The sequence below is a fragment of the Pseudomonas sp. MS01C9 genome, from assembly GCF_058202755.1.
In genome coordinates, this window is the sequence record NZ_CM177073.1 from 5,127,145 (window position 1) to 5,150,124 (window position 22,980).

The 22,980-nt window shown below is 62.2% G+C and carries 23 protein-coding genes; 8 read left to right on the forward strand and 15 right to left on the reverse strand.

The window, feature by feature from the left end; genetic code table 11:
- Window positions 1-22 precede the first annotated feature (22 nt).
- Genes gnd through AC1M7R_RS23275 form a run of 3 tightly spaced genes read left to right on the forward strand, consistent with a single transcriptional unit; the run spans window position 23 to window position 3,338 of the window.
- Complete coding sequence (gene gnd, locus AC1M7R_RS23265; RefSeq protein ID WP_123595529.1) at window positions 23-1,003, forward strand: phosphogluconate dehydrogenase (NAD(+)-dependent, decarboxylating); 981 nt, start codon at window positions 23-25, stop codon at window positions 1,001-1,003.
- Window positions 1,000-2,520 carry a glucose-6-phosphate dehydrogenase gene (zwf, locus tag AC1M7R_RS23270; protein WP_076407105.1) on the forward strand — a complete coding sequence of 507 codons (1,521 nt, stop codon included), beginning with the start codon at window positions 1,000-1,002 and terminating at the stop codon, window positions 2,518-2,520. The genes gnd and zwf overlap by 4 nt, the downstream gene beginning before the upstream one ends.
- Window positions 2,517-3,338 carry a Cof-type HAD-IIB family hydrolase gene (locus tag AC1M7R_RS23275; RefSeq protein WP_072391042.1) on the forward strand — a complete coding sequence of 274 codons (822 nt, stop codon included), beginning with the start codon at window positions 2,517-2,519 and terminating at the stop codon, window positions 3,336-3,338. Before zwf ends, AC1M7R_RS23275 begins: the two co-directional genes overlap by 4 nt.
- 178 nt (window positions 3,339-3,516) lie before the next feature.
- Here the strand turns inward: AC1M7R_RS23275 and nhaB are convergent, their stop codons facing one another.
- From nhaB to AC1M7R_RS23290, 3 genes are all read right to left on the reverse strand, one after another.
- Window positions 3,517-5,019, reverse strand: coding sequence for a sodium/proton antiporter NhaB (nhaB, locus tag AC1M7R_RS23280; protein WP_072391045.1), 1,503 nt, complete (start codon window positions 5,017-5,019; stop codon window positions 3,517-3,519).
- An 82-nt stretch (window positions 5,020-5,101) separates the two neighbouring features.
- On the reverse strand, window positions 5,102-6,391 hold the full coding sequence (locus AC1M7R_RS23285; RefSeq protein WP_092181961.1) for a delta-60 repeat domain-containing protein: 1,290 nt from the start codon (window positions 6,389-6,391) through the stop codon (window positions 5,102-5,104).
- 276 nt (window positions 6,392-6,667) lie between these two features.
- Complete coding sequence (locus AC1M7R_RS23290) at window positions 6,668-6,934, reverse strand: hypothetical protein (RefSeq protein WP_072391050.1); 267 nt, start codon at window positions 6,932-6,934, stop codon at window positions 6,668-6,670.
- Between the two features lie 341 nt (window positions 6,935-7,275).
- On the opposite strand from AC1M7R_RS23290, the gene AC1M7R_RS23295 reads away from it, so the two are divergent.
- On the forward strand, window positions 7,276-8,601 hold the full coding sequence (locus AC1M7R_RS23295; RefSeq protein WP_072391053.1) for a sigma-54 dependent transcriptional regulator: 1,326 nt from the start codon (window positions 7,276-7,278) through the stop codon (window positions 8,599-8,601).
- A gap of 121 nt (window positions 8,602-8,722) precedes the next feature.
- Here the strand turns inward: AC1M7R_RS23295 and fapF are convergent, their stop codons facing one another.
- The 9 genes from fapF to AC1M7R_RS23340 form a co-directional block, all read right to left on the reverse strand.
- A complete protein-coding gene (fapF, locus tag AC1M7R_RS23300; RefSeq protein WP_072391056.1) occupies window positions 8,723-10,006 on the reverse strand; it encodes a fibril amyloid transporter FapF in 1,284 nt (427 codons plus the stop codon).
- Between the two features lie 45 nt (window positions 10,007-10,051).
- Window positions 10,052-10,798, reverse strand: coding sequence for a fibril amyloid subunit FapE (gene fapE, locus AC1M7R_RS23305; protein WP_072391976.1), 747 nt, complete (start codon window positions 10,796-10,798; stop codon window positions 10,052-10,054).
- 59 nt (window positions 10,799-10,857) lie between these two features.
- Window positions 10,858-11,538 (reverse strand): fibril amyloid maturation endopeptidase FapD, encoded by a 681-nt coding sequence (fapD, locus tag AC1M7R_RS23310; RefSeq protein ID WP_072431120.1) that lies wholly within the window; start codon window positions 11,536-11,538, stop codon window positions 10,858-10,860.
- Window positions 11,539-11,604: 66 nt separating this feature from the next.
- Window positions 11,605-12,579, reverse strand: coding sequence for an amyloid-like fimbrin subunit FapC (gene fapC, locus AC1M7R_RS23315; RefSeq protein WP_072391062.1), 975 nt, complete (start codon window positions 12,577-12,579; stop codon window positions 11,605-11,607).
- A 63-nt stretch (window positions 12,580-12,642) separates the two neighbouring features.
- The gene (gene fapB / locus AC1M7R_RS23320) at window positions 12,643-13,221 is read right to left on the reverse strand and encodes a fibril amyloid subunit FapB (RefSeq protein ID WP_072431118.1); all 579 of its coding nucleotides are present in this window, start codon (window positions 13,219-13,221) and stop codon (window positions 12,643-12,645) included.
- A gap of 1 nt (window position 13,222) precedes the next feature.
- The gene (gene fapA / locus AC1M7R_RS23325; RefSeq protein WP_072391069.1) at window positions 13,223-13,669 is read right to left on the reverse strand and encodes a functional amyloid chaperone FapA; all 447 of its coding nucleotides are present in this window, start codon (window positions 13,667-13,669) and stop codon (window positions 13,223-13,225) included.
- Window positions 13,670-14,035: 366 nt separating this feature from the next.
- Window positions 14,036-14,560: an AAA family ATPase gene (locus tag AC1M7R_RS23330; RefSeq protein WP_072391072.1), complete on the reverse strand. Its 525-nt coding sequence runs from the start codon at window positions 14,558-14,560 to the stop codon at window positions 14,036-14,038.
- Window positions 14,557-15,120, reverse strand: a complete 564-nt coding sequence (gene pnuC / locus AC1M7R_RS23335; protein ID WP_072431116.1) for a nicotinamide riboside transporter PnuC — start codon at window positions 15,118-15,120, stop codon at window positions 14,557-14,559. Before pnuC ends, AC1M7R_RS23330 begins: the two co-directional genes overlap by 4 nt.
- Before the next feature lie 175 nt (window positions 15,121-15,295).
- A complete protein-coding gene (locus AC1M7R_RS23340; RefSeq protein ID WP_072391079.1) occupies window positions 15,296-16,930 on the reverse strand; it encodes a methyl-accepting chemotaxis protein in 1,635 nt (544 codons plus the stop codon).
- 239 nt (window positions 16,931-17,169) lie between these two features.
- Between AC1M7R_RS23340 and AC1M7R_RS23345 the strand changes: the two genes are divergently transcribed.
- A complete protein-coding gene (locus tag AC1M7R_RS23345) occupies window positions 17,170-18,000 on the forward strand; it encodes an undecaprenyl-diphosphate phosphatase (protein WP_072391083.1) in 831 nt (276 codons plus the stop codon).
- A 26-nt stretch (window positions 18,001-18,026) separates the two neighbouring features.
- On the forward strand, window positions 18,027-18,455 hold the full coding sequence (locus tag AC1M7R_RS23350) for a DUF1294 domain-containing protein (RefSeq protein WP_076407101.1): 429 nt from the start codon (window positions 18,027-18,029) through the stop codon (window positions 18,453-18,455).
- A gap of 1 nt (window position 18,456) precedes the next feature.
- Here AC1M7R_RS23350 and AC1M7R_RS23355 read toward each other — a convergent pair whose 3' ends face one another.
- On the reverse strand, window positions 18,457-18,810 hold the full coding sequence (locus AC1M7R_RS23355; protein WP_072391089.1) for an MmcQ/YjbR family DNA-binding protein: 354 nt from the start codon (window positions 18,808-18,810) through the stop codon (window positions 18,457-18,459).
- Window positions 18,807-19,715 (reverse strand): LysR substrate-binding domain-containing protein, encoded by a 909-nt coding sequence (locus tag AC1M7R_RS23360; protein ID WP_072391092.1) that lies wholly within the window; start codon window positions 19,713-19,715, stop codon window positions 18,807-18,809. The genes AC1M7R_RS23355 and AC1M7R_RS23360 overlap by 4 nt, the downstream gene beginning before the upstream one ends.
- A gap of 128 nt (window positions 19,716-19,843) precedes the next feature.
- Between AC1M7R_RS23360 and AC1M7R_RS23365 the strand changes: the two genes are divergently transcribed.
- On the forward strand, window positions 19,844-20,452 hold the full coding sequence (locus tag AC1M7R_RS23365; RefSeq protein ID WP_072391095.1) for an FMN-dependent NADH-azoreductase: 609 nt from the start codon (window positions 19,844-19,846) through the stop codon (window positions 20,450-20,452).
- 208 nt (window positions 20,453-20,660) lie between these two features.
- Window positions 20,661-21,698: an alpha/beta hydrolase family protein gene (locus tag AC1M7R_RS23370; RefSeq protein WP_490609951.1), complete on the forward strand. Its 1,038-nt coding sequence runs from the start codon at window positions 20,661-20,663 to the stop codon at window positions 21,696-21,698.
- Here the strand turns inward: AC1M7R_RS23370 and AC1M7R_RS23375 are convergent.
- Entirely contained in the window at window positions 21,692-22,885 is a 1,194-nt protein-coding gene (locus AC1M7R_RS23375; protein ID WP_490609952.1) for an MFS transporter, read from the reverse strand. The genes AC1M7R_RS23370 and AC1M7R_RS23375 overlap by 7 nt on opposite strands.
- Between the last annotated feature and the right edge of the window lie 95 nt (window positions 22,886-22,980).

Below are 22,980 nucleotides of genomic sequence, written 5' to 3' on the forward strand. Positions count from 1 at the left end.
TTGTAGTAGGGAGCATCAGCACATGCAACTCGGGATCATTGGACTGGGCCGCATGGGCGGCAATATTGCGCGGCGCCTGATGCTCAACGGGCACACCACCGTTGTCTATGATCGCAACAGCGCTTTTGTCGAAAACCTGGTCCAGGAAGGCGCCACGGGCGTCGCGGACCTGGCGGCCCTGGTGGCCGGCCTGCAGGCGCCACGGGCGGTCTGGGTCATGCTGCCGGCCGGCGCACCCACCGAAGACACCATCAACGCGTTGAGCGAGCTGCTCGAGCCAGGCGACGTGGTCATTGACGGCGGCAATACGTATTACAAGGACGACATCCGTCGCGCCCAGGCCTTGTCGGAAAAGGGCTTGAGCTACATCGACGTCGGCACCTCCGGGGGCGTATGGGGGCTGGAGCGTGGCTATTGCATGATGATCGGCGGCGACACCGAAGTGGTGGCGCGCCTGGACCCGCTGTTCGACAGCCTGGCGCCTGGCATGGGCGATATTCCGCGCACCCGTGACCGCAAGTCCGACGATGACCGCGCCGAGCGTGGCTACATCCATGCGGGCCCGGCCGGTTCCGGGCATTTCGTGAAGATGATCCATAACGGCATCGAATACGGAATGATGCAGGCGTTCGCCGAAGGCTTCGATATCCTCAAGACCAAATCCAGCGAAAGCCTGCCGCCGGAGCAGCGTTTCGATCTGAACCTGGCCGATATCGCCGAAGTCTGGCGGCGTGGCAGCGTGGTTTCGTCCTGGTTGCTGGACCTGACGGCCGATGCGCTGGCCAGCGATCCGAAGCTGGACGGTTTTTCCGGTGAAGTGGCCGACAGCGGGGAAGGCCGCTGGACCATCGAGGCCGCGATCGAGCAGGCAGTGCCGGTTCCGGTGTTGTCCAGCTCGCTGTTCGCCCGTTTCCGTTCCCGCCAGCAGAGCACCTATGGCGACAAGATGCTGTCGGCCATGCGCTTCGGCTTCGGCGGCCATGTGGAGACACCAAAAAAATGACCTCGATCGGCAGGAAATCCAAGGCAGAGCCCGCACCACCGACCACGTTGTTCCTGTTCGGTGCCCATGGTGATCTGGTCAAGCGCCTGCTGATGCCAGCGCTTTACCATCTCTGTCGGGATGGGCTGCTGGGGGATGGACTGCGGATTGTCGGTGTTGACCACAACGCTATCAGTGACGGGGACTTCGCCAGGAAACTCGAGGACTTCATCCGCAACGAAGCGGCAAGCAAGGGCGGCGATGCCGCCCGGGCACTTGATCCGCAGCTGTGGGCCAGGCTGGCCAGGAACATCAGCTACGTGCAGGGTGACTTCCTCGATGACAGTACCTATGTGGCGCTGGAAGCGAAAATCGCTGCCAGCGGTACTGGCAATGCGGTCTTCTACCTGGCGACCGCGCCGCGTTTCTTCAGTGAAGTGGTCCGTCGCCTCGGTGCGGCCGGACTGCTGCAGGAGCAGGAGGATGGCTTCCGGCGCGTGGTGATCGAAAAGCCGTTCGGTTCCGATCTGCAGACCGCCGAAGCCCTCAATGCCTGCCTGCTCAAGGTGATGAGCGAGAAACAGATTTATCGGATCGATCATTACCTGGGCAAGGAGACGGTGCAGAACATCCTGGTCAGCCGTTTCTCCAACAGCCTGTTCGAAGCGTTCTGGAACAACCATTACATCGACCACGTGCAGATCACCGCCGCTGAAACCGTCGGTGTGCAAACCCGTGGCAGTTTCTATGAGCGCACCGGTGCCCTGCGGGACATGGTGCCCAACCACCTTTTCCAACTGCTGGCGATGGTGGCCATGGAGCCGCCGGCCGCCTTCGGTGCCGATGCGGTACGTGGCGAAAAGGCCAAGGTGGTGGGGGCGATCCGGCCCTGGTCGGTGGAACAGGCCCGCGCCAACTCGGTACGAGGCCAGTACACCGCCGGCGAAATCGCCGGCAATCCGGTGAGCGGCTATCGCCAGGAAGCCAACGTCGCCGCCGACAGCAGCACCGAGACCTATGTGGCCCTCAAGGTCATGATCGACAACTGGCGTTGGGTCGGGGTGCCTTTTTACCTGCGCACCGGCAAGCGCATGAGCGTGCGGGATACGGAAATCGTCATCTGCTTCAAGCCGGCGCCCTATGCACAGTTTCGCGACACCGAAGTCGATGAATTGCAACCCACTTACCTGAGAATCCAGATCCAGCCCAACGAAGGCATGTGGTTCGACCTGCTGGCCAAGCGGCCGGGGCCGGCCCTCGACATGGCCAACATAGAATTGGGCTTTGCCTACAAGGATTTTTTCGAAATGCAGCCATCAACGGGTTATGAAACCCTGATCTACGATTGCCTGACGGGGGATCAGACCTTGTTCCAGCGGGCCGACAATATCGAGAACGGCTGGCGCGCGGTGCAGCCGTTCCTGGATGCCTGGCAGCAGGACGCGACGGTGCAGCCCTACCAGGCCGGGGAAGACGGCCCGGCCGCTGCCAACGACCTGCTGACACGCGACGGTCGTGTCTGGCATGGCCTCGGATGAGCGAGTCGTTGAAACAGCCCATCCGGTTTTTGCTCAGCGACATGGATGGCACGCTGCTGCTGCCCGATCACAGCCTCAATCAACGCACCATCCAGGCGGTGCGCGCGCTACGTGAAGCAGGTGTGTTGTTCAGCCTCGCCACGGGGCGACCGCCGCGGGCCATGCTGCAACAGATCGAGGCCTTGGGTGTCGACCTGCCCACCGCTGCGTTCAACGGCGGCACCCTGGTTCATCCCGACGGCAGTTTCCTTGCCGTGCATTACCTGCCCCCCGAGGCGGCGCTGACCACCCTGGCGCTGTATGCCGACCAACCCGGCATCGAAGTCTGGGTGTTTGCCGACGGTGACTGGCTGGTGCGTGACGCCAACGGTCCGATGGTGCCGATAGAGACCCGTGGCCTGGGTTATCCACCCGTGGAAGTGGAGAGTTTCGAGCCCTACCTGGAGCGCATCGACAAGATCGTCGCCACCAGCGCCAACACCGATCTACTGATTGAGCTGGAAGCCCGTTTGCATCCGCTGCTCAAGGGCCAGGCCCAGGTGTCGCGTTCGCAACCCATCTATCTGGACGTCACGGCGATGAAGGCGAACAAGGGGGAGGCGTTGTCCACGCTGGCGACGTTCCTGGGCGTGCCGCTGGAGCAGACGGCGGCCATGGGGGACGGCGGTAACGACCCGGCGATGTTTCATCGCGCGGGCCTGTCCATTGCCATGGGCCAGGCGGACGAGACGATCAAGCGCCAAGCGGACGTGATTACCGCCGCCGTGACCGAGGATGGCGCGGCATTGGCGATCGAGCGATTCATCCTGCCCCGGTGAAGCCACGAGGGGGAGGCTTGCCTTGATATCGGCCCGGTCGCCGTCTTCGTGGGCAATGCCGCTCCCGCACGAACCCGATGAGTCGGCAATCCGGATCAACGGATTCTCCCGTGGGAGCAGGCTTGCCCGCGAAAGTGACTGCCAACGTGCAGACCGTTGGCAGGGCCATCGCCAGGCCTCACAGCCAGTAGGTCACCGCAAACCAGCCCAGGCCGCCCATCACCACGGTATAAGGCACCGCCATCCAGACCATCCGGCCATAGGACAGGCGAATCAGCGGTGCAATCGATGAAGTCAGCAGGAACAGGAACGCGGCCTGGCCGTTGGGAGTCGCGACGCTGGGCAGGTTGGTGCCAGTATTGATGGCCACGGCCAGGGTCTCGAACTGCTCGCGGCTCATGTGACCGGAAACGAAGGCCTGTTTCACCTCGGTGATATAGATGGTCGCCACGAACACGTTGTCACTGATGGCGGACAGCAGGCCGTTGGCGATGAACAGCATCCCTGGCTGCTGGTCGGCGGGCAGGGCCAGTACCCACTGGATCAGCGGCGTGAACAATTGCTGGTCATGAATCACCGCCACCACCGCGAAGAACACCACCAACAAGGAGGTGAACGGCATGGCATCCTTGAATGCGTTGCCGAGTCGATGTTCGTCGGTGATCCCCGTGAACGCGGTGATCAGTACGATGACCATCAGGCCGATCAGGCCGACTTCGGCAATGTGCAGGGCCAGGGCCACGATCAGGATCAACGCGGCGATACCCTGCACGACCAGGGCTGCGCGTTGGCGTGAGGTGCGCTCGTGGTTGTCCTGGGCGGCGTAATCGGCCAGCACGGCTCGTACATTGTCTGGCAGCAGCGTGCCGTAGCCGAACCAGCGCAGTTTCTCCAATGCCACGCAAGTGACCAGTCCGGCTGCCAGCACTGGCAGCGATACAGGGGCGACCTTCAGGAAGAACTCCGCGAAGTGCCAACCCATTTCATGGCCGATCAGCAGGTTCTGCGGCTCGCCCACCAGCGTGCATACGCCCCCCAGGGCGGTGCCCACGGCGCCATGCATCAGCAAACTGCGCAGGAACGCCCGGAATTGCTCCAGGTCTCCATGGTGCAGCGAAGGCAGGTCATGGTCTTCATCGATGCTGCTGTCCTGGCGCGGGTCGTTGCCCGATGCCACGCGGTGGTACACCGAATAGAAGCCCACCGCGGCGCTGATGATCACCGCGGTGACGGTCAGTGCGTCGAGAAATGCCGACAGGAACGCCGAGAGAAAGCAGAACATCAAGGCCAGCAGTGCCTTCGAGCGCACGCCAAGGAGCAGGCGAGAGAACAGGAACAGCAGCAGGTCCTTCATGAAATAGATCCCGGCCACCATGAACATCAGCAGCAGGATCACCGGAAAGTTATGGGTCAACTCGTCGTACAGGGCCTTGGGCGTAGTCATGCCCAGGACCAGGGCCTCGATCAACAGCAGGCCGCCAGGCATCAAGGGATAGCATTTGAGCGCCATGGCCAGGGTGAAGATGAACTCCAGCACCAGCATCCAGCCGGCAACGACCGGCCCGAGGGTCCACAGCGCCAGGGCATTGAGGATCAGGAAGGCGACGATGCACGCTTTGTACCAGCGAGGCGAATGCCCAAGAAAGTTATGCGCGAAAGCTTCAGCCATTGAACCGGACATCGGCTGCTCCTTTTATTTAGAAGCGCGCAAGTTGCCGTAAGCAATGCGGAATATCAAGCGTAGGAAAAGATACTGTTGCGACTCAGGCCCAATACCGCGCCACGACTGCCCTGTAGTTGCCATGAAGGGAATAGCCGCCCACCAGGATTTTGTCATCTGCCTGCAATGCCAGGGAGGTGGCGGTATCCAGGCTGTAGCCGAGTCGGGTGCGAGTCCAGCCTCTGCCTTGGCCGAAAAACGGGTCGAGGCAGCCGTCCGGTAGATGCCGGGCCAGGACGAAGTCAGCCTCGATGCCGCCGATGGTGGCGCCGGCGGTCACCAGCTTCCCGTCCGATTGAAGCTGCGCGGCGGTCCATTGGCTCGCGCTGCGCCCGATCTGTAGAAGCCGGCATTGTCCCTGGTTGAACTGGAGGTCCGCTTGGCCGTCCGGGCGTACCTTGAGTGTCAGGCACTGCATCGGGTCACGGCTGCTGCCGAACGCCTGCAGGTCGCCGTTTTCATGCTGGACGATCTGGCTGATCATCACGCTGCGCTCCTGGGTCGTGATGGACAGGAAACCGTTGTCGCCGAAGCTGTCATCGAGTCTGCCGCTGGGGTCATAGCGGGCCATCAGGCCTTGTTGGGGCAGGTCGATCGCACCGCCTGCGAGGATATTGCCGTCGGCCTGGAGTGCGAGGCAGCTCAGCCAGGTGTTTTTCAACAGGCGCCGGACCATCACGAAGCCGCCGCTGTTGAATGTGCTGTCCAGGCTGCCATCCGGCAGCAGGCGGATCAGGATGCCGACATGATCGGACAACTGAAAATGATGGTTGGCCAACAACAGGATCCGGCCATCGGCCTGCACGCGCATGTCGCAGGCTTCAAGGCCTGGTACGCCGGGAGGCAGCCAGGGATCACGCAGACCCTGGGAAAGATTGCCGCAAAGCCGGATGATTGTTCGCCCGGCGTGGCCGAAGCCTGGCACCGCGCGGCCTTGCTGATCGAACAACGCCAGGGCGGGCAGGGTGCGGTCGGCGCTTTCGTAGTGAAGACCCGATAACAGGATGCTTGCGTCGGGCAACACGATGACTTTGCCCGCCGTGGCTTCAAAGCCCTGCTCGAAAGCGCCGATGACGCAGCCCAGGGTACCGAACCCCTTGTCCGGCGAACCGTCATGGTTGAGGCGGGCAAGCCCGAAACGGCTGCCTTGGGCGGTCTCGACCTTGGCTGCCACCAGGATGCGTCCGTGGCGGTCGACGGCCATCCCCGTGGTCAGGCTCGACGTGCTGCCACGGAACTGAACCGACACCTTGCCGCCATTGGCAAAGCCTGAGTCCAACTGTCCGGCGTGGGCTACCGTCTTCGGCAGTCCAGGGGCGAAGTGATTGAGCATGCATGCCTCTCCTTGCGCGTCGACCGGCCCGGAGGGGCGATGACTGCATGAGGGCAACATTCAATCCCTGAAAGTGATGGCGTACAACTGTCAACTTCTACAGATATAGAAGCGTCTTGTGCCAGAACAATGGCTTTTTGACCCAGTGCAAAGCCTGCTTTCAATAAACAGCCTTCAGGCTCTGTATAAAACGCCTTGATACTCGTTCATGCTGCGTTGAAAACAGCCTCGCCTGGCATTCGTCTCAAGACTTTTCGTACAGAGCCTGACAGCCAGTTATTCAGGCATGGACCAGGATTGCAGTTTGTAACCTTCCTGGCTCAGTTCGGCGCGTGCCTGTTTCAACAGGTCGGCCAGTTGGGCTGGATCGGTATAGGCGCTGCTGGGGATCTGGGTGCGTCCAATATGGGTATTGGTGCGGTCGACGACGGTCAGGCTCAGTTCGCCGTTACCGTCTTGTGGGGCCCAGGCCACGCATTGGAAAGGCTTAAATGCGCGGTCGGCAATCAAAAGAGCTTCGTTGATACGGAGCGGGGCGTTCATGGCGTTTTCTCTTAAAAGTGCCCAATCAAATGATGTGCCGTCGGTTGGGCGTACCGTGCGGCGGGTTACTTGTACTGATGTCCCGAACCCGGGATCAGGTCACACATTCCTTGAATAAATTTCGATTTTCTTTCAGACAGGGCAAAAAGGCTTTTGTTTGAAAGCCTCGTGAAAGATTCCGGCAAGTGGCAACTAACGAAACGCTCGCTTATAACCGCTTTAATGCCCAATCAATAATTAATTGATACAAGGGGGTGTCAACTTCTTGCTACTGTTACATGCAGGTTCGCCAAACGCCTGTTTCTACTCATTTTTCTTATTTTTGGCGCCAAGGATCAGTCATGATCGAAGCCAGTACGTTGCGTCGTCTGCTCGTGGTTGATCCCTGCGATGATTGTCATCGCCTGCTGCCGGGGTTACGCGGCATTGGTTGGGAAGTGGACAGTTGCTCCCTCGAGCATGCAGGCGATCGCTCCTGCGATGTCGGCCTCTTGCGGCTGCAGCCCTTTCACCTGGAGCGCCCGGAGGCGGTCAAGGAGCTGATCAGCCGCAGCGGCGCCGAATGGATCGCGGTACTCAACCAGGAAGTGCTGCACCTCAAGAACGTGGGGGATTTCGTCTGCGAATGGTTCTTCGATTTCCATACCTTGCCTTTCGACGTATCCCGGGTCCAGGTGACGCTGGGTCGAGCGTTTGGCATGGCGCGGCTGCGGGGGCAGGGTTCTGTCCACGTTGACCAGCCCGAACATGAGCTGCTGGGCGACAGCAAACCCATTCGCGAGCTGCGCAAGTTGTTGCACAAACTGGCGCCCACCGAATCGCCTGTATTGATTCGCGGTGAGAGCGGCACCGGCAAGGAGCTGGTGGCGCGCACCCTGCATTCCCAGTCCCAGCGGCGCAACAAGCCGTTCATTGCCATCAATTGCGGGGCCATTCCCGAGCATCTGATCCAGTCGGAACTATTCGGCCATGAGAAAGGGGCCTTCACCGGCGCTCATCAGCGCAAGATCGGGCGCATCGAAGCCGCCCACGGCGGGACATTGTTCCTGGATGAAATTGGTGACCTGCCCCTGGAACTGCAGGCCAACCTGCTGCGTTTCCTGCAGGAGAAACACATCGAACGGGTCGGCGGCAGCCAGCCCATCCCCGTGGACGTGCGGGTACTGGCCGCCACCCATGTGGATCTTGAGGCGGCCATCGAGCACAAGCGGTTTCGCGAAGACCTGTACTACCGCCTGAACGTGCTGCAAGTGGTGATGGCGCCCTTGCGTGAGCGCCACGGCGACTTATCGATGCTGGCCAGTCACTTCTCCCATCTCTACAGCCAGGAAACCGGCCGCCGGCCGCGCAGCTTCAGCGAGGACGCGCTGGTGGCGATGGGCATGCATGACTGGCCGGGCAACATCCGGGAACTGGCCAATCGTGTTCGTCGCGGGCTGGTATTGGCCGAGGGGCGGCAGATCGAAGCCCGGGACCTGGGCCTGGCCAGCCACCAGGGCGTCGTGGCACCGATGGGCACCCTCGAAGACTACAAGACTCGCGCCGAGCGCCAGGCACTGAGCGATGTCCTCAACCGGCACAGCGATAACCTGAGCGTGGCGGCCCGGGTGTTGGGCGTGTCTCGCCCGACGTTCTACCGCCTGCTGCACAAGCATCAGATCCGCTAGGCCCTGAAAGTAATTGTGGCAGCGGGGGCGGCCGCGGATGATGCAGCCGCCTCGCTCCCACAAGGGCATTGCTCGTCTATCTTGTATTGCCTGAGCGTCGCTCGGCGACTTTTCGTACGCCTTAGAAGTAATACGGGAATTTCAGACTGAAGGAGAAATCCGGTGCGTCGTCGGTCAGCCCGATGGACAGGTTGGGCACGATGGTCAGGTTATCGGAGGCGGCCACGGTCATGCCGATATTGAAATAGCCTGCGTTGGCGTCGCTGGAGACCACCGACTCCCAATCCCCGCCGTCCTGCTTGAGCTTGCTGTTCTTCTGGATCAGGTCGGACACCGAGAACGACATGCTCATCTTCTCGTTCAAGGCGAAGGCGATGCCCGCGCCGATCTGGAAGCTGTCACCGATGCGCACTTTGCCAGGTACTTCCTGGTTGACGGTGGAGCTGATGTCGTCGAACGACTCCTCGAAGTTATGGGTATAGGACAGGCTGCCGAAGAGCACGGCCGGATCGAAGGTCTTGACCAGGGAGATCCCGGGGGTGATCGACCAGACGCCATTGCCGGTGGGCAGGTCCTCGGGCACGAACAGATTGGTGTTGGCCTGGGATTGGCGCAGCTTGATGCCGAACGGATCCTTGCCGGTGGGCGCCTTGACGCGCAGGGTCACCACCGCATCGGGGGTATCGATGGACTCGTCCATGAACTTGTAGGCAATGCCGAAATTGACGTCGCCGATGGTCGGGTCGCGGGTGACGGTTTCTTCGCTGGTCACCCCGGCCGCGCCCTGGTTGGCGCCGCCGGACTGGTAGGTGGATTCGCGATAGATCACCGGTACGTTCAGGTCGAACTGCCAGCGGTTGTCGAAGTTGTAGCGACCGGTCAGGTCCAGTGTCCAGGTGTCGGCCTTGATCCGGTCCAGGTTGATGTTGCCCAGGAAAATCGAATCCAGGGCCAGGAAACCGTTGAGGATCAGTTGCCGTGTGTCATAGCGCGAATAGGTCACGCCGGTCTCGAAGCTGAACTTGCCACCGCCAAAGAAGCCGCTGGCTTCGTCGTAGAGGTTGGAGACGCTCTGGGCGGGCTGGGAGTCTGCGGCGAGGGATTGTCCGTAGCCACTGCCACCGCTGGCAGTCGTGCCGCTTCCGGCAACAGTCTGATTGCCTTTCATGTCGGCCGGTGACTTGACCAGGCGCTTGGGCGGCGGGGCGGCGGGTTGGTCTTCCACCTGGCGAACCCGCTGTTCGAGGACCGCCAGGGCCTTCTGCTGGACCTCATAGCGTTGCCTGAGCTCCAGCAGTTCCTGTTTCAGGGCTTCGATTTCCGCATCCTGTGCCGCTTGCAGCAGAGGGGCAGGCAACAGCGTGCTCAAACACATCACAGCGCGCAACGATACGGATCGATACATGAGGTATGCCATCCCTATAAGCCCAGTGGTCGCAAGCAGCGCCGTTCAATAGCCAAGGTTGCGAAGGCCGCGCAACTGGGTCAGGTTGCAGTCCAGTGTCCCGGCGCTCGGGCCGTTGTTGTTCAGCACCACGTTGAGCTGCGTCATGTTGTTGACCAGGTTGCTGTTGCCCAGCAGGCGGGTGTTCTGCAGCAAGCCGCCCTGGGCTACCTGTTGCAGGGTGCTGCCCTGGTTGTGGCTCGCCTGGATCGCCATCTGCACGCCGCTGCCGGTGGCCTTGACCGCGACACTGCCGGCGGCGTTGCTGCCGGTGATGGTCTGGCCGCTGCTCAGCAGTTGGCCCTGGGATGGCGTCAAGGCAGGAGCCTGGCTGCTTTCCTTCACGTTGATGCTGACAGTGTTGTAGGCCGTGTTGCCGTCGCCCGCGGCGCGTACGCTCTGAGTCACGCCCTGGCCCGTGCCCAGGCCCGCACCGCCGGAGATAGTGCCGTTGCCTTGTTCGGCAGTGTGGCCGTTGCCGGCCTGCTTGATGGTGGAGACGTAGAACTCGGGTTTGACGGTGGCGGCCTGGATCTGCATGGAGCTGGTTGCGCCGATCAGATCACCGCTGGCGTTGCGCCAGGTACTGCTCATGACGATGCCGAAGCTGATGACTCGCCCGGGCATGACATAACGACCACGCAGCTCGGAAAGCTCCTGGTCCTTGACTTCGATGGGTTTGAATCCGCCATGGGCGTAGCCCGAGACCGTCGCGACCAGGCAGGCAAGCGACAGCCAGTATGAAGTTTTCATGTACTGCTCCCGGAGCATCCTGCTCCTTTTGTACGTATTTGTTGGCAAGTGGTCGGCGATTAAAAGAAGTCGCTCTGTATGAAGCCGAAATCCATCAGTTCCGCATCCTTGACCGGGTTGAACCCGTCCAGCTTGTTGCGTGCCGTCAAAGGTTGCGGAGGGCTGCGCAGCGCATTGGCCTTGTCATAGCCGGGACCGACGATGGCAAAGACGATGCCGTTCCAGCCTTTGACGAAATCGTCATGGGCGTAGCGCTTGTGCCCCAGCACCGGATCGCCGATGTAGACCCATTGCTTGTCGGCACGCTGCAGCACCACGAAGTGCTTGTAGCCACGTATCTCCATCAGGACCACCACGGGGATCGTCACGGCTTCGAGCTTTTGCGCGGGTATCCGGTAACCCCGGGCGCGCATGCCGATGCTTTCCACGTAACGCTTCATGTCGAGCATGGAAAAGCCCTGGGTGCGAACCAGGTCCTGGTCGGCATTGACCAGCATGCCCTTGATGACGTGCTCCTCATCGACATCGAGCCAATAGGCCTGGCGCAGCACCGTGGCGAGGGCGGCGGCACCGCAACTGAAGTCGGTCTTCTGCTCGACGATGTCGCGGAACTTGCGCTCGCGCAGGCTTTGCACCGGCTTGTAGACCAGCATGCCGCCCGGCAAGGCGGCCACGGGGATCTGCGCAGCCTCGGCCATGAAGGCCATGCACAGCAGCAGGGAAAGGGCAATCGCGCGCATGATGGATACGCCTTATGGAAATCCTGGAACAGAAGCCCCGTTGCCGGGGCTTCGTTTCATGCGCGACTACATGCAGGCCTTGCAGCCGGCAGCGATGGACAGCGAGTTGCTTTGCTGGTTACCCACGCCTGCCGACACGTTGGCCCCGCCGTTGCCGGAGAAGCCGTTCATGGAATTGCTCATGGTGGCGTTATTGATCACTGGGGTTTTCCAGCCATCGCGGGTCAGCACTTGCTGAGTGTTGCTGCCGGCCAGTTCGAAAGTACCCACGGCGGAGAACTTGAACTTGTCGTCATCGTGGCCGCCGCCGTAGCCGCCCCTGTTGTCCCAGCCACCATGATCGTCTTCGGCGGTACCGGTGCCCTTGGCCTTGAAGGTGCCGGAAGCGGAGTAGGTGCTGGTGAGGGTATCGGTCTTGTAGGTGCGCACACCTTTGTTGTCGACCTGCAGGCCGGTGGAGGACTGATCGGCCGAGGCGGACGCTTCTGCGATGCGACCTCCTGATACAGCGATGGCCAGGTTGTTTTTCTGTTGGTTGAAGTTGCCGGCAGTCACGTTGATGCCGATGTTGCCGGAGCCATTGTTGCCTGCATTGGTGAGCGAGGCGGTGTTATGGGTCGAGTTGTTCTTGACGTAGTTGTTGTTATTGGTTTGCGTGGCGCTGGAGGCGGCCACCGCCGAACCGAAGATGAAGCTTTCGTCGGCGGTGGCCAGGGCGGCGGCATTGTCCTGCTGGTTGCCGTCGCCAGCGGCGATGTTGGCGCCCATGTTGCCGTTGCTGCCATTGAGTGAGTCAGTGGCTTGCGCGGTGTTTCGGGTGGCCTGGTTGGTCACCACGTTGCCGTCGCTGTTCTGCTCGTCCATCACCGTAGCCCCAGCTCCGGCGTTGATGGACAGCAGTTGATCCAGCGTCGGCCCTTGAGGGCCATGGTGACCATGGCCGTTGCCGTTGCCATTACCGTTTCCGCCGGCCTGTGCGGCCATTGCCATGACAGCGGCGAGAGCGAAAACCAATGGTTTGAGTGCCATTGCAGGTTTCATGGTGTTTCTCCTTGCTTGTCGTCGGTGAAGTGTCAGTTTTTTGTTTCTTGTTTTTATTCCGGGTCAGTCAGCGACCCGTATGCTCAGGGTGTTAGCCATGCGGTTTCCCACCCCGGCGCTCTGGTTCACCTGGATGACCCCACGGCTGCCGGTGAATGCCTGGTCGCTGGTGACGACCTGGCGGCTTCCGGTTGGGGCGCCAGTTGCTCCTGAGTTCGATGACAACGCCACGTTCTGCTGAGAAAGCGCGCTGTCGTCCATGCCCTGCGGTTGGGCACTGATGCCCACCCGCATGACATTGGCCATCTGGTTGTTGGCACCGGCGGACTGGTTGACGCCCAGTACTCCGTTGCCGTTGGTGAATGAATGACCGCCGATGCGGGCGGTGGCGCTCATGGACGCATTGGCCGGTGTATCCAGCCGCTGGTGAACGCGGGTGGTCGCCTGTGCCCCGGTGCCGATGGCGATGGCCCGGGTGTTGGTCTGCTGGGTCTGGTCGCCGGCCGCCTGGTTGACGTTGAGGTTGCCGGTGTAGCGGCCGCCGGAGTCCTGCAGGTTGGCATGGCTGACCAGCGCTGCACCCGGATCGGCGAACGCGGCGCAAGGGCCGAGCAGGGCGAGCAGCAACAGGGCCGGCTTCATGTCACTGTCCTCCCGCCAATCGACCCAGCGGGGCCAGGCCGGAACTCAGCGAGCGGTTGATGGTGCCGGAAATCGCACCACCGCTACCGCCCCCGTGGCCGGCACTCATGCCGGGCATGCCATTGGGGTTGGTCACGACGTTCAGGCCCTGCACGCCGGTATTGGTATTGACCGTGTTGCGGATCGACGAGCCGCTGGCGACGCTGGCGAAGTCGCCGTCGCTCAATTCGGTACTGGTCGTAGCCTGATGGATTCGATCGGAGGGGTTGGCGTTGACAGTGGTCGGGTAGGGGTCTTTGCCGCCGTTGCGACCTATGTGGATGGGCTGCACGTCACGGTCGAGCACAATGACGCCATTTCCTTCGGCTTGTACCGGCAGGCTGAGGGTTGCGCTGGTGGCGCAGCCGATCAGCAACAGGCAGGTCAAGCGTCTCTTGAAAGTCCCCACGGCATCGATTCCTTCTTCGGTGGGCTGGCCTTGGTCCAGCGCTGCGAAGGGGGCGGAGCAGTAGTTGTGCCGGTTTCTGAAAAACCTTTGTATTCAATGGCTTGTTGGCGAGCCGAGAGGGCCGCCTACGCAACCTGTTTCATTGCTGAGACAAGGCCGGCAGAGCCCGACGGGCGGCAGGCGGTCCGCTGGCTCTGGATCCAGTGTCTGGCGGCAGTGTCCGAAAAATTGACAGTCGCGATGGCAAAATGATGAAACAGCCTTGGATCCGTGTTTGGCGCCAGGCAGGTGTTGCATCGATGAAACACAACGATGGGAATAGGCCCGGTTGTAAAGGGTGGCGCGGGTTCAGGGACGATCCGGCGTTCAGGTACGCAGTAGTCGAGCCACGGCAGCGAAGACCTGGTCCCGACGTTGCGTCCAGTCACCTTCGATCACCTGGTAAGGACGGTGGTGACGGACCAGCCACTGCTCGATGGCTTCGAAGAACGCCATGCGTTCCTTCAGGTCGGGTTGGCAGCGCAGGCCGTCACCGGTCCAGTCGACCTGCTCGGGGCTCAGCAGCAAGTGCAGGTCGTAGTGGCGCGCCAGCAGGGCGGGTTCGAGCCAGTGCGGACAATCGCCGAACAGCGTCTGGCTCCAGAGGATGTTGCTCAACAGATGGGTGTCGAGGATCAGCAGGGTCGGTTGCCGGACGCGTGCCGCGTCTTCCCAGGCCAGTTGTCCGGCGGCGATATCAGGGATGTCCGCCAGGCAGGTATCGCGCCGGTGTCGTTCCATGAAGTGGCGAACGTATTCATCCACCCGCAAGCCGCCGAACTGTTCCTGCAGTTGCTTGGCCAACCAGCTTTTGCCGGCGGACTCCGGGCCGGTCAGCACCACCACCTTCATGCGCGCAAGGCCGGGTCGGCACGCCACTCCCGCCAGCCTTGCACGGCCAGCAGGGTGAACAGGGCATAAAGCCCGGCGGTGAGGTACAAGCCCTTGTAGATGAACAGGCCCACGAAGATCACGTCCAGGACGATCCACAACGGCCAGCATTGTACGCGTTTCTGCGCCATCCACCATTGAGCCACCAGACTGAAGCCGGTGAGCGCCGCATCGAGCCAGGGTTGCGCCGCGTCCGTCCAGTGCGCCATTGCCGCGCCGAGCATCAGGCTTGCGGCTGCGCCCATGGCCAGCCCGAGCATCACCGAAGGCCCTCCCAGGCGTGTCACCTGCCGGCCGTCATGATGCTGCCCGGCACGCGTCCATTGCCACCAGCCGTAAAGTTGCAGCACGGCGTAGACCACTTGCAGCAACATATCGGAGTACAGCTTCACACCGAAGAAGATCCAGGTGTACAGCAACACCATGACCAGGCCGATCGGCCAGCACCAGGGGTTCTGCTTGACGGTCAGCCAGACAGCGATCACGCCGAGGACTGCGGCAAACAGTTCGAGCCCGGACATGGCGGTTCCTCAGGGAGTGGAAGGGGCGGGGATTGTAAACGGTATGCAGGGGATAGCTCCAACCTCCATCCGTGGGGGCCAGCATCGATTCCGGGGAAACTGCATAGAACCTGTGTGGGAGCAGGTTGGCTCCCACACAGGTCCAGGACGGGCGGTTGTCCCGCCCTGGTGGTCGTCAGACGCGGAACTGTTTGAGCAGTCCGTTCAATTGTTCGCTCAGTTCCCTGAGCCGGGCGCTGGCCAGGCTCGACTGTTCCGCCGCCAGGGCGGTGCTGTGGGACAGGCCGGCGGCCTGGGTCACGTTCTGGTTGATGTCCTCTACCACGTGGGCCTGTTGCAGGGTGGCACTGGCGATGGAGGCGTTGAGGCTGTTGAGGTTGCGCAGGGCCTGGCCGATGGCGTTGAGACTGGCGCCGGCCAGGCCGGCCTGTTCGATGGTCAGTTGCGAGGCACGGCTGCTGTCGCTGATGACTTTCACCGCGGCTTCGGAATGGCTCTGCAGGCGCTCGATCATTGACTGGATTTCCGCCGTGGACTTTTGCGTGCGCTGGGCCAGCAACCGCACTTCATCGGCCACTACCGCGAAGCCACGACCCTGTTCCCCGGCGCGAGCGGCCTCGATCGCGGCGTTGAGGGCCAGCAGGTTGGTCTGTTCGGCAATGGAGCGAATCACCTCCAGCACGCTGCCGATCTGGGTGCTTTCGCTCGCCAGGGTGCGAATCACTTCCACGGCCTGGTCAATGGTCTGGGAGAGACGGTCGATCTGCTGCAGGCTGCCGTCGATGTTGACCTGGCCCTGCTGGGCCTGGGATTCGGCGTCGCGCATTTCGCTGGCGGCATGTTCGGCGTTCTTGGCCACGTCCTGCACGCCGTAGGTCACTTCGTTGATCGCCGTGGCGACCAGTTCCATCTGTTGCGATTGCTGTTGGCTGCGTTCCTGGGCTTGTGCGGCGTCGTTGCCCAGTTCATTGGACGATTGCCCCAGGGCACCGGCGGAGGCCTGCAATTGGCTCACCACCTGCCGCAGCTTGGCGGTGAAGGCGTTGAAGTGCCGGGCCAGCTGGGTGACTTCGTCCTGCCCGTGGGTGTCCAGGGTCCGGGTCAGGTCGCTTTCGCCGCTGGCGATATTCGCCATGGCGTGGACTGTCTCCTGCAACGGCCGCACGATGCTGCGCACGATCAGCGCCAACAGCAGGCCCATGATCAGCGCGATCACCAGGCCGATCACCGAAGCCTTGATCAATTGGGCGAGGAATTCGGCCTGTACGTCATCCACGTACACGCCCGAACCGATGATCCAGCCCCAGGGCTGGAACAGGGTGACGTAGGAAGTCTTGCCCACCGGTGCCTCCGCGCCCGGTTTCGGCCACAGGTAGTTCACCATGCCGGCGCCCTTGGTCTTGGCGATGGACACCATTTCGTTGAACAGCGCGAACCCGTTCGGATCGCGGATCGCCGAGAGATTCTGGCCTTCGAGCTTGGGGTTGGTGGGGTGCATGAGCATGACCGGGGTCAGGTCGTTGATCCAGAAATAGTCGTTCTGGTCATAGCGCAGGCCCCGCACGGCATTGAGCGCCTGCTTCTGCGCGGCCTCCCGGGTCAGCGTGCCGGCCGTTTCCAGGCCATGGTAGTAGTTCAGCACGCCACTGGCGGTCTGGACCACATGCTGGGTTTTCTGCACCTTTGCCTGATGGAGGTCGGTGTGGATCTGTTTGAGCATCAAGGCGCCCAACATGAACATCATCACGATGGCCACGCCCAGGATGAGCCACAAGCGTCGACTGATCGATACACTGCGCAAACTATTCATACGCTGTCACTCCGGTTTCTTGTTCTTGTCGTCCGCGGCGCTTGGGCCATAACGCGGCGGCGTTATCAGGGCTTGTCTGATAGGATTTCGGCCTCGCGGCGAAAAACCTGAGCCTGGCGTCGATCTTTCATTGGTTTTTTTTGAACGGTCGCCGTTATCGTGCTCCCGCTGCTTTTGCACTGCCTTGACACTTGAATATCGATGAGGCCTGCGCATACCAGGTCTTTTTTGGGGGATGAATGGATTTGTGGACCGCCTTACAGGCACTGATTCTTGGCGTTGTAGAGGGCTTGACGGAGTTTTTGCCGATTTCCAGCACGGGGCACCAGATCGTGGTAGCCGACTTGCTGCAGTTTGGTGGCGAACGATCCATGGCGTTCAATATCATCATCCAGCTGGGGGCGATCCTGGCGGTGGTCTGGGAGTTCCGACGCAAGATCTTCGACGTGGTACTGGGCCTGCCCACCCAACCCTCTGCCCGACGGTTCACCGCGAACCTGCTGATCGCCTTCCTGCCCGCGGTGGTGCTGGGCGTGCTGTTCGCCGACCTGATCCACCACTATCTGTTCAACCCGATCACGGTGGCCACTGCGCTGGTGCTGGGCGGTTTGGTGATGCTCTGGGCCGAGCGGCGCCAGCATGAAGTACACGCCGAAACCGTTGACGATATTTCCTGGAAAGACGCGCTGAAGGTCGGACTTGCCCAGTGCCTGGCCATGATTCCCGGCACCTCGCGCTCGGCCTCGACCATCATCGGCGGCTTGCTGTTCGGCTTGTCGCGCAAGACCGCGACAGAGTTCTCGTTCTTCCTGGCGATGCCGACCATGGTCGGCGCGGCGGTCTACTCGGGCTACAAGTATCGCGAGCTCTTCGTTCCGGCGGATTTTCCGGTCTTCGCCATCGGTTTCATCACGGCCTTCATCTTCGCCATGATCGCGGTCAGGGGGCTGCTGCGGTTCATTGCCAGCCACAGCTACGCGGTGTTTGCCTGGTACCGGATCGCGTTCGGCCTGTTGATCCTGGCGACCTGGCAATTCGGCTGGGTGGATTGGGCGACAGTCCAGCCATGAAAGGGCCGGCCATGAACGGTCCGGCCATGAACGGTCCGGGCCTGCGCAAGCCTGCTACGCGTCAGGCGGCGGGTGGCGTGCAGAACCTGCGGCTCAAGTGGATCGTGTTTGCGCTGTTGTGCGCCTTGCCACTGCTGGGTTCCTTGCTGCTTTGGCTGCAAGAGGCGTCGTGGCTGCCGCTGGCGGCCTACGGGGCCGTCAGCCTGATGACGTTTCTGCTCTACTGGAATGACAAGCGCAAGGCCCGCGCCGAGGCCTGGCGCACCCCGGAGAACGTCCTGCACGCCATGGAACTGGCGGGCGGCTGGCCCGGGGCATTGCTCGCCCAGCAAATGTTCCGCCACAAGACCCGCAAGGTATCGTTCCAGGTGGTGTTCTGGTTCATCGTGGTGCTGCATCAGGTGTTCTGGATCGATCAGTTGTTCCTGGGCGGCCATCTGCTGGCGCTGTTCTGAATCAGGGCAACAGCAAGCCGACCTGGGTGCGCTTGGGCAGCTTGCTGACCACCAGTTGATGGGAGCGTTGCAGCAGGCCCCGCAGTTCTTCGGCGCCCAGCGGGTAGGGCGTCTGCATGATGATCCACTGGGCCCGGGCCAGATAGGGGGCCGGGTGGATGCCCGGTCGATCGCAATGGCCCAGGAACAGGTCCTTGTCGACCTTGAACGCCAGGGAGTCACCGCGCAATCCCTGCAAGGCGAACATCTTGTTCCCGGCGATGGAGAACACCCGCACGCCGCCCCATTTGTAATCTTCCCTGGCGCCGGGCAGGCCCAGGCAGAAGCGGGCGACGTCCTCTTCGCTCAAACTCATAGCGTCCTGTCTCCACAACGGGCAAAGGCTTCCACCAGATGGTCGATCCAAGCCCGCACCGCCGGCAGCAGTCCGCGTCGGTGGGGATAGACGGCCTGCAGCCAGCCATCGGGCAGCGACCAGCCTGGCAATAGTTCCACCAGTGTGCCGTCCCTCAACTCCTGTTCGCAATACATGCTGGGCAGTAGGGTAAAGCCCAGGCCGGCCAGGGCGCAGGCGCGGCGGACGATGAAATCGTCGATGCCCAGGCGCGCTTCTAGGGCCAGGTCGACACTTTCCCCATCGGCATTGAGCAGGCGCAGGTGAACCAGGCGGTCGGCTTCCAGGGCACCCAGCACGGGCAGTTGCCTGAGGTCTTCCGGGGTCTCGATCCGGTGCCCTTCGACGAAGGCGGCGCTGGCCACCATGATCAATCGTGCCTGGCGCAGGCGCCGGGTCATCAGCAGCGGGTCCTCGTCCCCCAGGTCGCGCACCCGCAGCGCCACGTCGATGCCTTCGCTCACCAGGTCCACGCGACGGTTGAGCAGGATCATTTCCAGCTGCACCTGGGGGAATTTCTCCAGGAAGTCGGCCACCACGCCGGGCAGCATCTCGTGGGCCAGCCCCACCGGGCTCGAAACCCTCAGCCTGCCTCGCGGTGCGCTGGACATGCTTGCCACGGCTTCGTCGGCCATTTCGGCCTCCAGCAGCATGGCCTGGCAATGGCGCAGGTAGCGTTCCCCCACGGCGGTCAGCTTCAACTGTCGGGTGGTGCGTTGAAGCAGCCGGGCACCGAGGCGTTCTTCCAGCTCGGCGATGCGCCGGGACAACCGTGACTTGGGAATGCCCAGTGCCCGTCCGGCGGCGGCGAAACCACCGGCTTCGACGACTTTGGCGAAATAGTACAGATCGTTGAGGTCTTGCATGTAAAGCCCGATTGTCCTGTCAGTGGAACGAACTATCGCATCAATGCTGGCTAATCGGCCATTGGTTTCATCGGTAGGATTGTCACCAATCGATCGCCTCGGTAGCGATTCCACTTGGAGAGCACTTCATGAAACTTCTGCACATCGATTCGAGCATCCTCGGAGACAACTCCGCTTCTCGCCAGCTGAGCCGCGAAGTGGTCCAGGCCTGGAAAGCCGCCGAGCCGGACGTGGAGGTGACCTATCGCGACCTGGCCGCCGACGCCATCAGCCACTTCTCCGCCCAGACGCTGGTGGCGGCCGGTACCAGCGCCGAACTGCGCGACGCCGCCCTGCAGCATGAGGCGCAGCTCAGCGCCGCCACCCTGGCCGAATTCCTGGCGGCGGATGCACTGGTAGTGGCTGCGCCGATGTACAACTTCACCATCCCGACCCAATTGAAGGCCTGGATCGACCGTATCGCCGTCGCTGGCCAGACCTTCCGCTACACCGAAGCCGGTCCGCAAGGCCTGTGCGGCAACAAGAAACTGGTCATCGTATCCACTGCCGGCGGCCTGCATGCCGGCCAGCCAAGCGGCGTGGGTCATGAAGCGTATCTGAAACTGCTGTTCGGTTTCCTCGGCATCACCGACATCGAGATCGTCCGGGCCGAAGGCCTGGCTTACGGTGATGACATGCGCACCAAGGCCATGGGCGAAGCCAAGCTGCAGATCGGCGAGCAGTTCGCCGCCGCATAACGCTGTTGAATCCTCCGGGAGCGGCCCGCCCGCGATAGCGGTGTGTCATCCAGCAGCGATGCCGGGCGATACATCGCTGTCGTGGGCGGGCTTGTTCTTACCGTGCATATCGAAACCCTTGTAAAACGCTGTATTCTGGCTGCCGGGTGCACGTCAGGGCGGCGAGCGGACAGGTCTCTGTCGTTCGCTGGTGAAGGTGGAAGAGTCGATGAAGCGTCTTGGTGCAGGGTTACTGCTTGGTTTGCTCGGCAGCCTGGTGACAGTACAGGCCGCACCGGGGCTGGAGCCTCATTGGAGTGCCGGTTTCCATGAGCTGAGCTTCCTCGATCCGCTGGACCACCAGCCCATGCGTGCCATCGCCTTTTATCCGTCGACCGCCCGGGAGCGGACCAGCCGGTTGGAAGGCTATGAGATCGATGCCGCGCCGGACGCCCGGATCGCCATCGGCCGCTTTCCCATGCTGATGCTCTCCCATGGCAACACCGGTACGCCGCTGGCCTTGCATGACCTGGCCACGTCCCTGGCGCGCAAGGGGTTCGTGGTGGTGGCGGTGATTCATCCGGGCGATAACGCCCAGGACCACAGCCGGCTCGGCACCTTGAGCAATCTGTACGGACGGCCCATCCAGATCTCCGAAGCCATCACCGCAACGTTGAGCGACCCGATGCTGTCGCCGTTCGTCAATGCCGGGCAGGTGGGCGTGATCGGCTATTCGGCCGGCGGCGAAACCGCGTTGATCCTGTCGGGCGCCACCCCGGATCTCGATCGCCTGCGTCGCTACTGCCATGAGCGGCCGGATGATCGCGATGCCTGCAACACCCAGGGCGAGCTGATTGCCGACCGCGACGACCTGCATCCGGTGGCCGACCCCAGGGTCCGGGCGTTGTTGTTGATGGCGCCGTTGAGCCTGAAGTTCGGCCGTCATACCCTGGCCGACGTCCATGTGCCGGTGCTGCTGTACAGCGGCGATGGCGACAAGTTGGTGGCCTTTGACAAGAATGCCGCCGCCCTGGCCCGCAAACTGCCCACCGCGCCGGATTTCAAGACCCTGGCCGGGGCCGGGCATTTCGTGTTCATGGCCCCTTGCACTGAAGAGCAGATCGCCGCGATGCCTGCGCTCTGCACCGATGCCGATGGCGTCGACCGCAAGGACATCCACCGCACCATGATCTCCGAAGCAGGGCGCTTTTTCAGCCAGGCCTTGGGTAGGCCGACCCGCGCCGGCCTGCGGACCGCGGATCAATAAGCGGCTTTTCCGGCACGCTGGCGTAGCAGCAGGGTCAAGGCCAGGCCGCTGATCGACAGTACAGCGGCGCTGAAAAAGATCCATGAATAACCCAGGTTCAACGCCACCGCGCCCATCATGGGCCCGGCAATCGCCAGGGCCAGGTCGAAGAAGACGGCGTAGGCACTCAATCCCGCGCCGCGGCTGGTGTTCGGCACCTGCTTGATGGCCTCCACGCCCAGCGCCGGGTACACCAGCGACAGCCCGAAACCGGCCAGCCCCGCGCCCACCAGGGCGAACCCTGTGGAAGGCGCCAGCCACAGCAACACCAGCCCGAGGGTTTCGATGCTCATGCACGCAATGGCAGAGTTGAACCCTCCGAAGCGGCCGATGCTGGAAATGAACAACAAGCGCGAGAGGATGAAACAGATGCCGAAGACGGTCAGGCACCAGGCCGCGCCGGTCCAGCCGCGACTGAGGTAGAACAGGGTTATGAATGTCGTGAGCGTGCCATAGCCGATCGAGGCCAGGCACAGGCTCGTTCCAAACGGCGCGATACGGCCGAATACCGCCCGGAAAGGCAGGCGCTCGCCACGAACCACCGGCACCGACGGTTTATTGCGAATCAGCAACAGCGCCCCACCGGCCAGCAGCGACAAGGCGATCCCCAGGCTGGCGAAACCCAGGTCGCCCACCATCACCACTCCCAGGGGGGCACCGATGGCGATCGCGCCATAAGAGGCGATGCCGTTCCAGGAAATCGAACGGGCCGTGTGTTCCACTCCGACCTGGCCCATGCACCAACTGATGGTGCCTACGCCGATCAGGCCCTGGGCCACCCCCAGCAACAGCCGGCCGCCGATCAGGATCAGCAGGCTCAGCAGTGGCAGGCTTTGCAGCAAGGTGGAGAGCAGGGTCAGCCCCCCGCTGAGCACGATACCCGACAAACCGTAGACAATCGCCCGCTTGGTGCCGACGCTGTCCGACAGCCGCCCGGCCATGGGCCGGCTGAGCAGGGTCGCCAGGTACTGCGAGCCGATGGTCAATCCAGCCACCACCGCACTGAAGCCCAGTTGCTCGTGGACGTAGCCCGGCAATACGGCAATCGGCAGGCCGATGCAGAGAAAGGCAATGAACGTGTAGAAAACGATGGAGACGATCTGCAGGGTGACCGACAGGGAACCGGGGGCGGATTGAGGCGTTGACATGGAGCTCGTTCGCGGGCGGCGGCGGGAGAGTTCCATGATGGCGCGAGATGGGGAGAAAAGAAAGCAGGCTAACTAAATGGCCAGGCCAAGGCCTT

Bases quoted from the DNA above. Each gene is read 5' to 3' on its own strand.
- gnd (WP_123595529.1), top strand. From the start codon at position 23: ATGCAACTCGGGATCATTGGACTGGGCCGCATGGGCGGCAATATTGCG.
- zwf (WP_076407105.1), top strand. From the start codon at position 1,000: ATGACCTCGATCGGCAGGAAATCCAAGGCAGAGCCCGCACCACCGACC.
- AC1M7R_RS23275 (WP_072391042.1), top strand. From the start codon at position 2,517: ATGAGCGAGTCGTTGAAACAGCCCATCCGGTTTTTGCTCAGCGACATG.
- nhaB (WP_072391045.1), bottom strand. From the start codon at position 5,019: ATGTCCGGTTCAATGGCTGAAGCTTTCGCGCATAACTTTCTTGGGCAT.
- AC1M7R_RS23285 (WP_092181961.1), bottom strand. From the start codon at position 6,391: ATGCTCAATCACTTCGCCCCTGGACTGCCGAAGACGGTAGCCCACGCC.
- AC1M7R_RS23290 (WP_072391050.1), bottom strand. From the start codon at position 6,934: ATGAACGCCCCGCTCCGTATCAACGAAGCTCTTTTGATTGCCGACCGC.
- AC1M7R_RS23295 (WP_072391053.1), top strand. From the start codon at position 7,276: ATGATCGAAGCCAGTACGTTGCGTCGTCTGCTCGTGGTTGATCCCTGC.
- fapF (WP_072391056.1), bottom strand. From the start codon at position 10,006: ATGTATCGATCCGTATCGTTGCGCGCTGTGATGTGTTTGAGCACGCTG.
- fapE (WP_072391976.1), bottom strand. From the start codon at position 10,798: ATGAAAACTTCATACTGGCTGTCGCTTGCCTGCCTGGTCGCGACGGTC.
- fapD (WP_072431120.1), bottom strand. From the start codon at position 11,538: ATGCGCGCGATTGCCCTTTCCCTGCTGCTGTGCATGGCCTTCATGGCC.
- fapC (WP_072391062.1), bottom strand. From the start codon at position 12,579: ATGAAACCTGCAATGGCACTCAAACCATTGGTTTTCGCTCTCGCCGCT.
- fapB (WP_072431118.1), bottom strand. From the start codon at position 13,221: ATGAAGCCGGCCCTGTTGCTGCTCGCCCTGCTCGGCCCTTGCGCCGCG.
- AC1M7R_RS23330 (WP_072391072.1), bottom strand. From the start codon at position 14,560: ATGAAGGTGGTGGTGCTGACCGGCCCGGAGTCCGCCGGCAAAAGCTGG.
- pnuC (WP_072431116.1), bottom strand. From the start codon at position 15,120: ATGTCCGGGCTCGAACTGTTTGCCGCAGTCCTCGGCGTGATCGCTGTC.
- AC1M7R_RS23340 (WP_072391079.1), bottom strand. From the start codon at position 16,930: ATGAATAGTTTGCGCAGTGTATCGATCAGTCGACGCTTGTGGCTCATC.
- AC1M7R_RS23345 (WP_072391083.1), top strand. From the start codon at position 17,170: ATGGATTTGTGGACCGCCTTACAGGCACTGATTCTTGGCGTTGTAGAG.
- AC1M7R_RS23350 (WP_076407101.1), top strand. From the start codon at position 18,027: ATGAACGGTCCGGGCCTGCGCAAGCCTGCTACGCGTCAGGCGGCGGGT.
- AC1M7R_RS23355 (WP_072391089.1), bottom strand. From the start codon at position 18,810: ATGAGTTTGAGCGAAGAGGACGTCGCCCGCTTCTGCCTGGGCCTGCCC.
- AC1M7R_RS23360 (WP_072391092.1), bottom strand. From the start codon at position 19,715: ATGCAAGACCTCAACGATCTGTACTATTTCGCCAAAGTCGTCGAAGCC.
- AC1M7R_RS23365 (WP_072391095.1), top strand. From the start codon at position 19,844: ATGAAACTTCTGCACATCGATTCGAGCATCCTCGGAGACAACTCCGCT.
- AC1M7R_RS23370 (WP_490609951.1), top strand. From the start codon at position 20,661: ATGAAGCGTCTTGGTGCAGGGTTACTGCTTGGTTTGCTCGGCAGCCTG.
- AC1M7R_RS23375 (WP_490609952.1), bottom strand. From the start codon at position 22,885: ATGTCAACGCCTCAATCCGCCCCCGGTTCCCTGTCGGTCACCCTGCAG.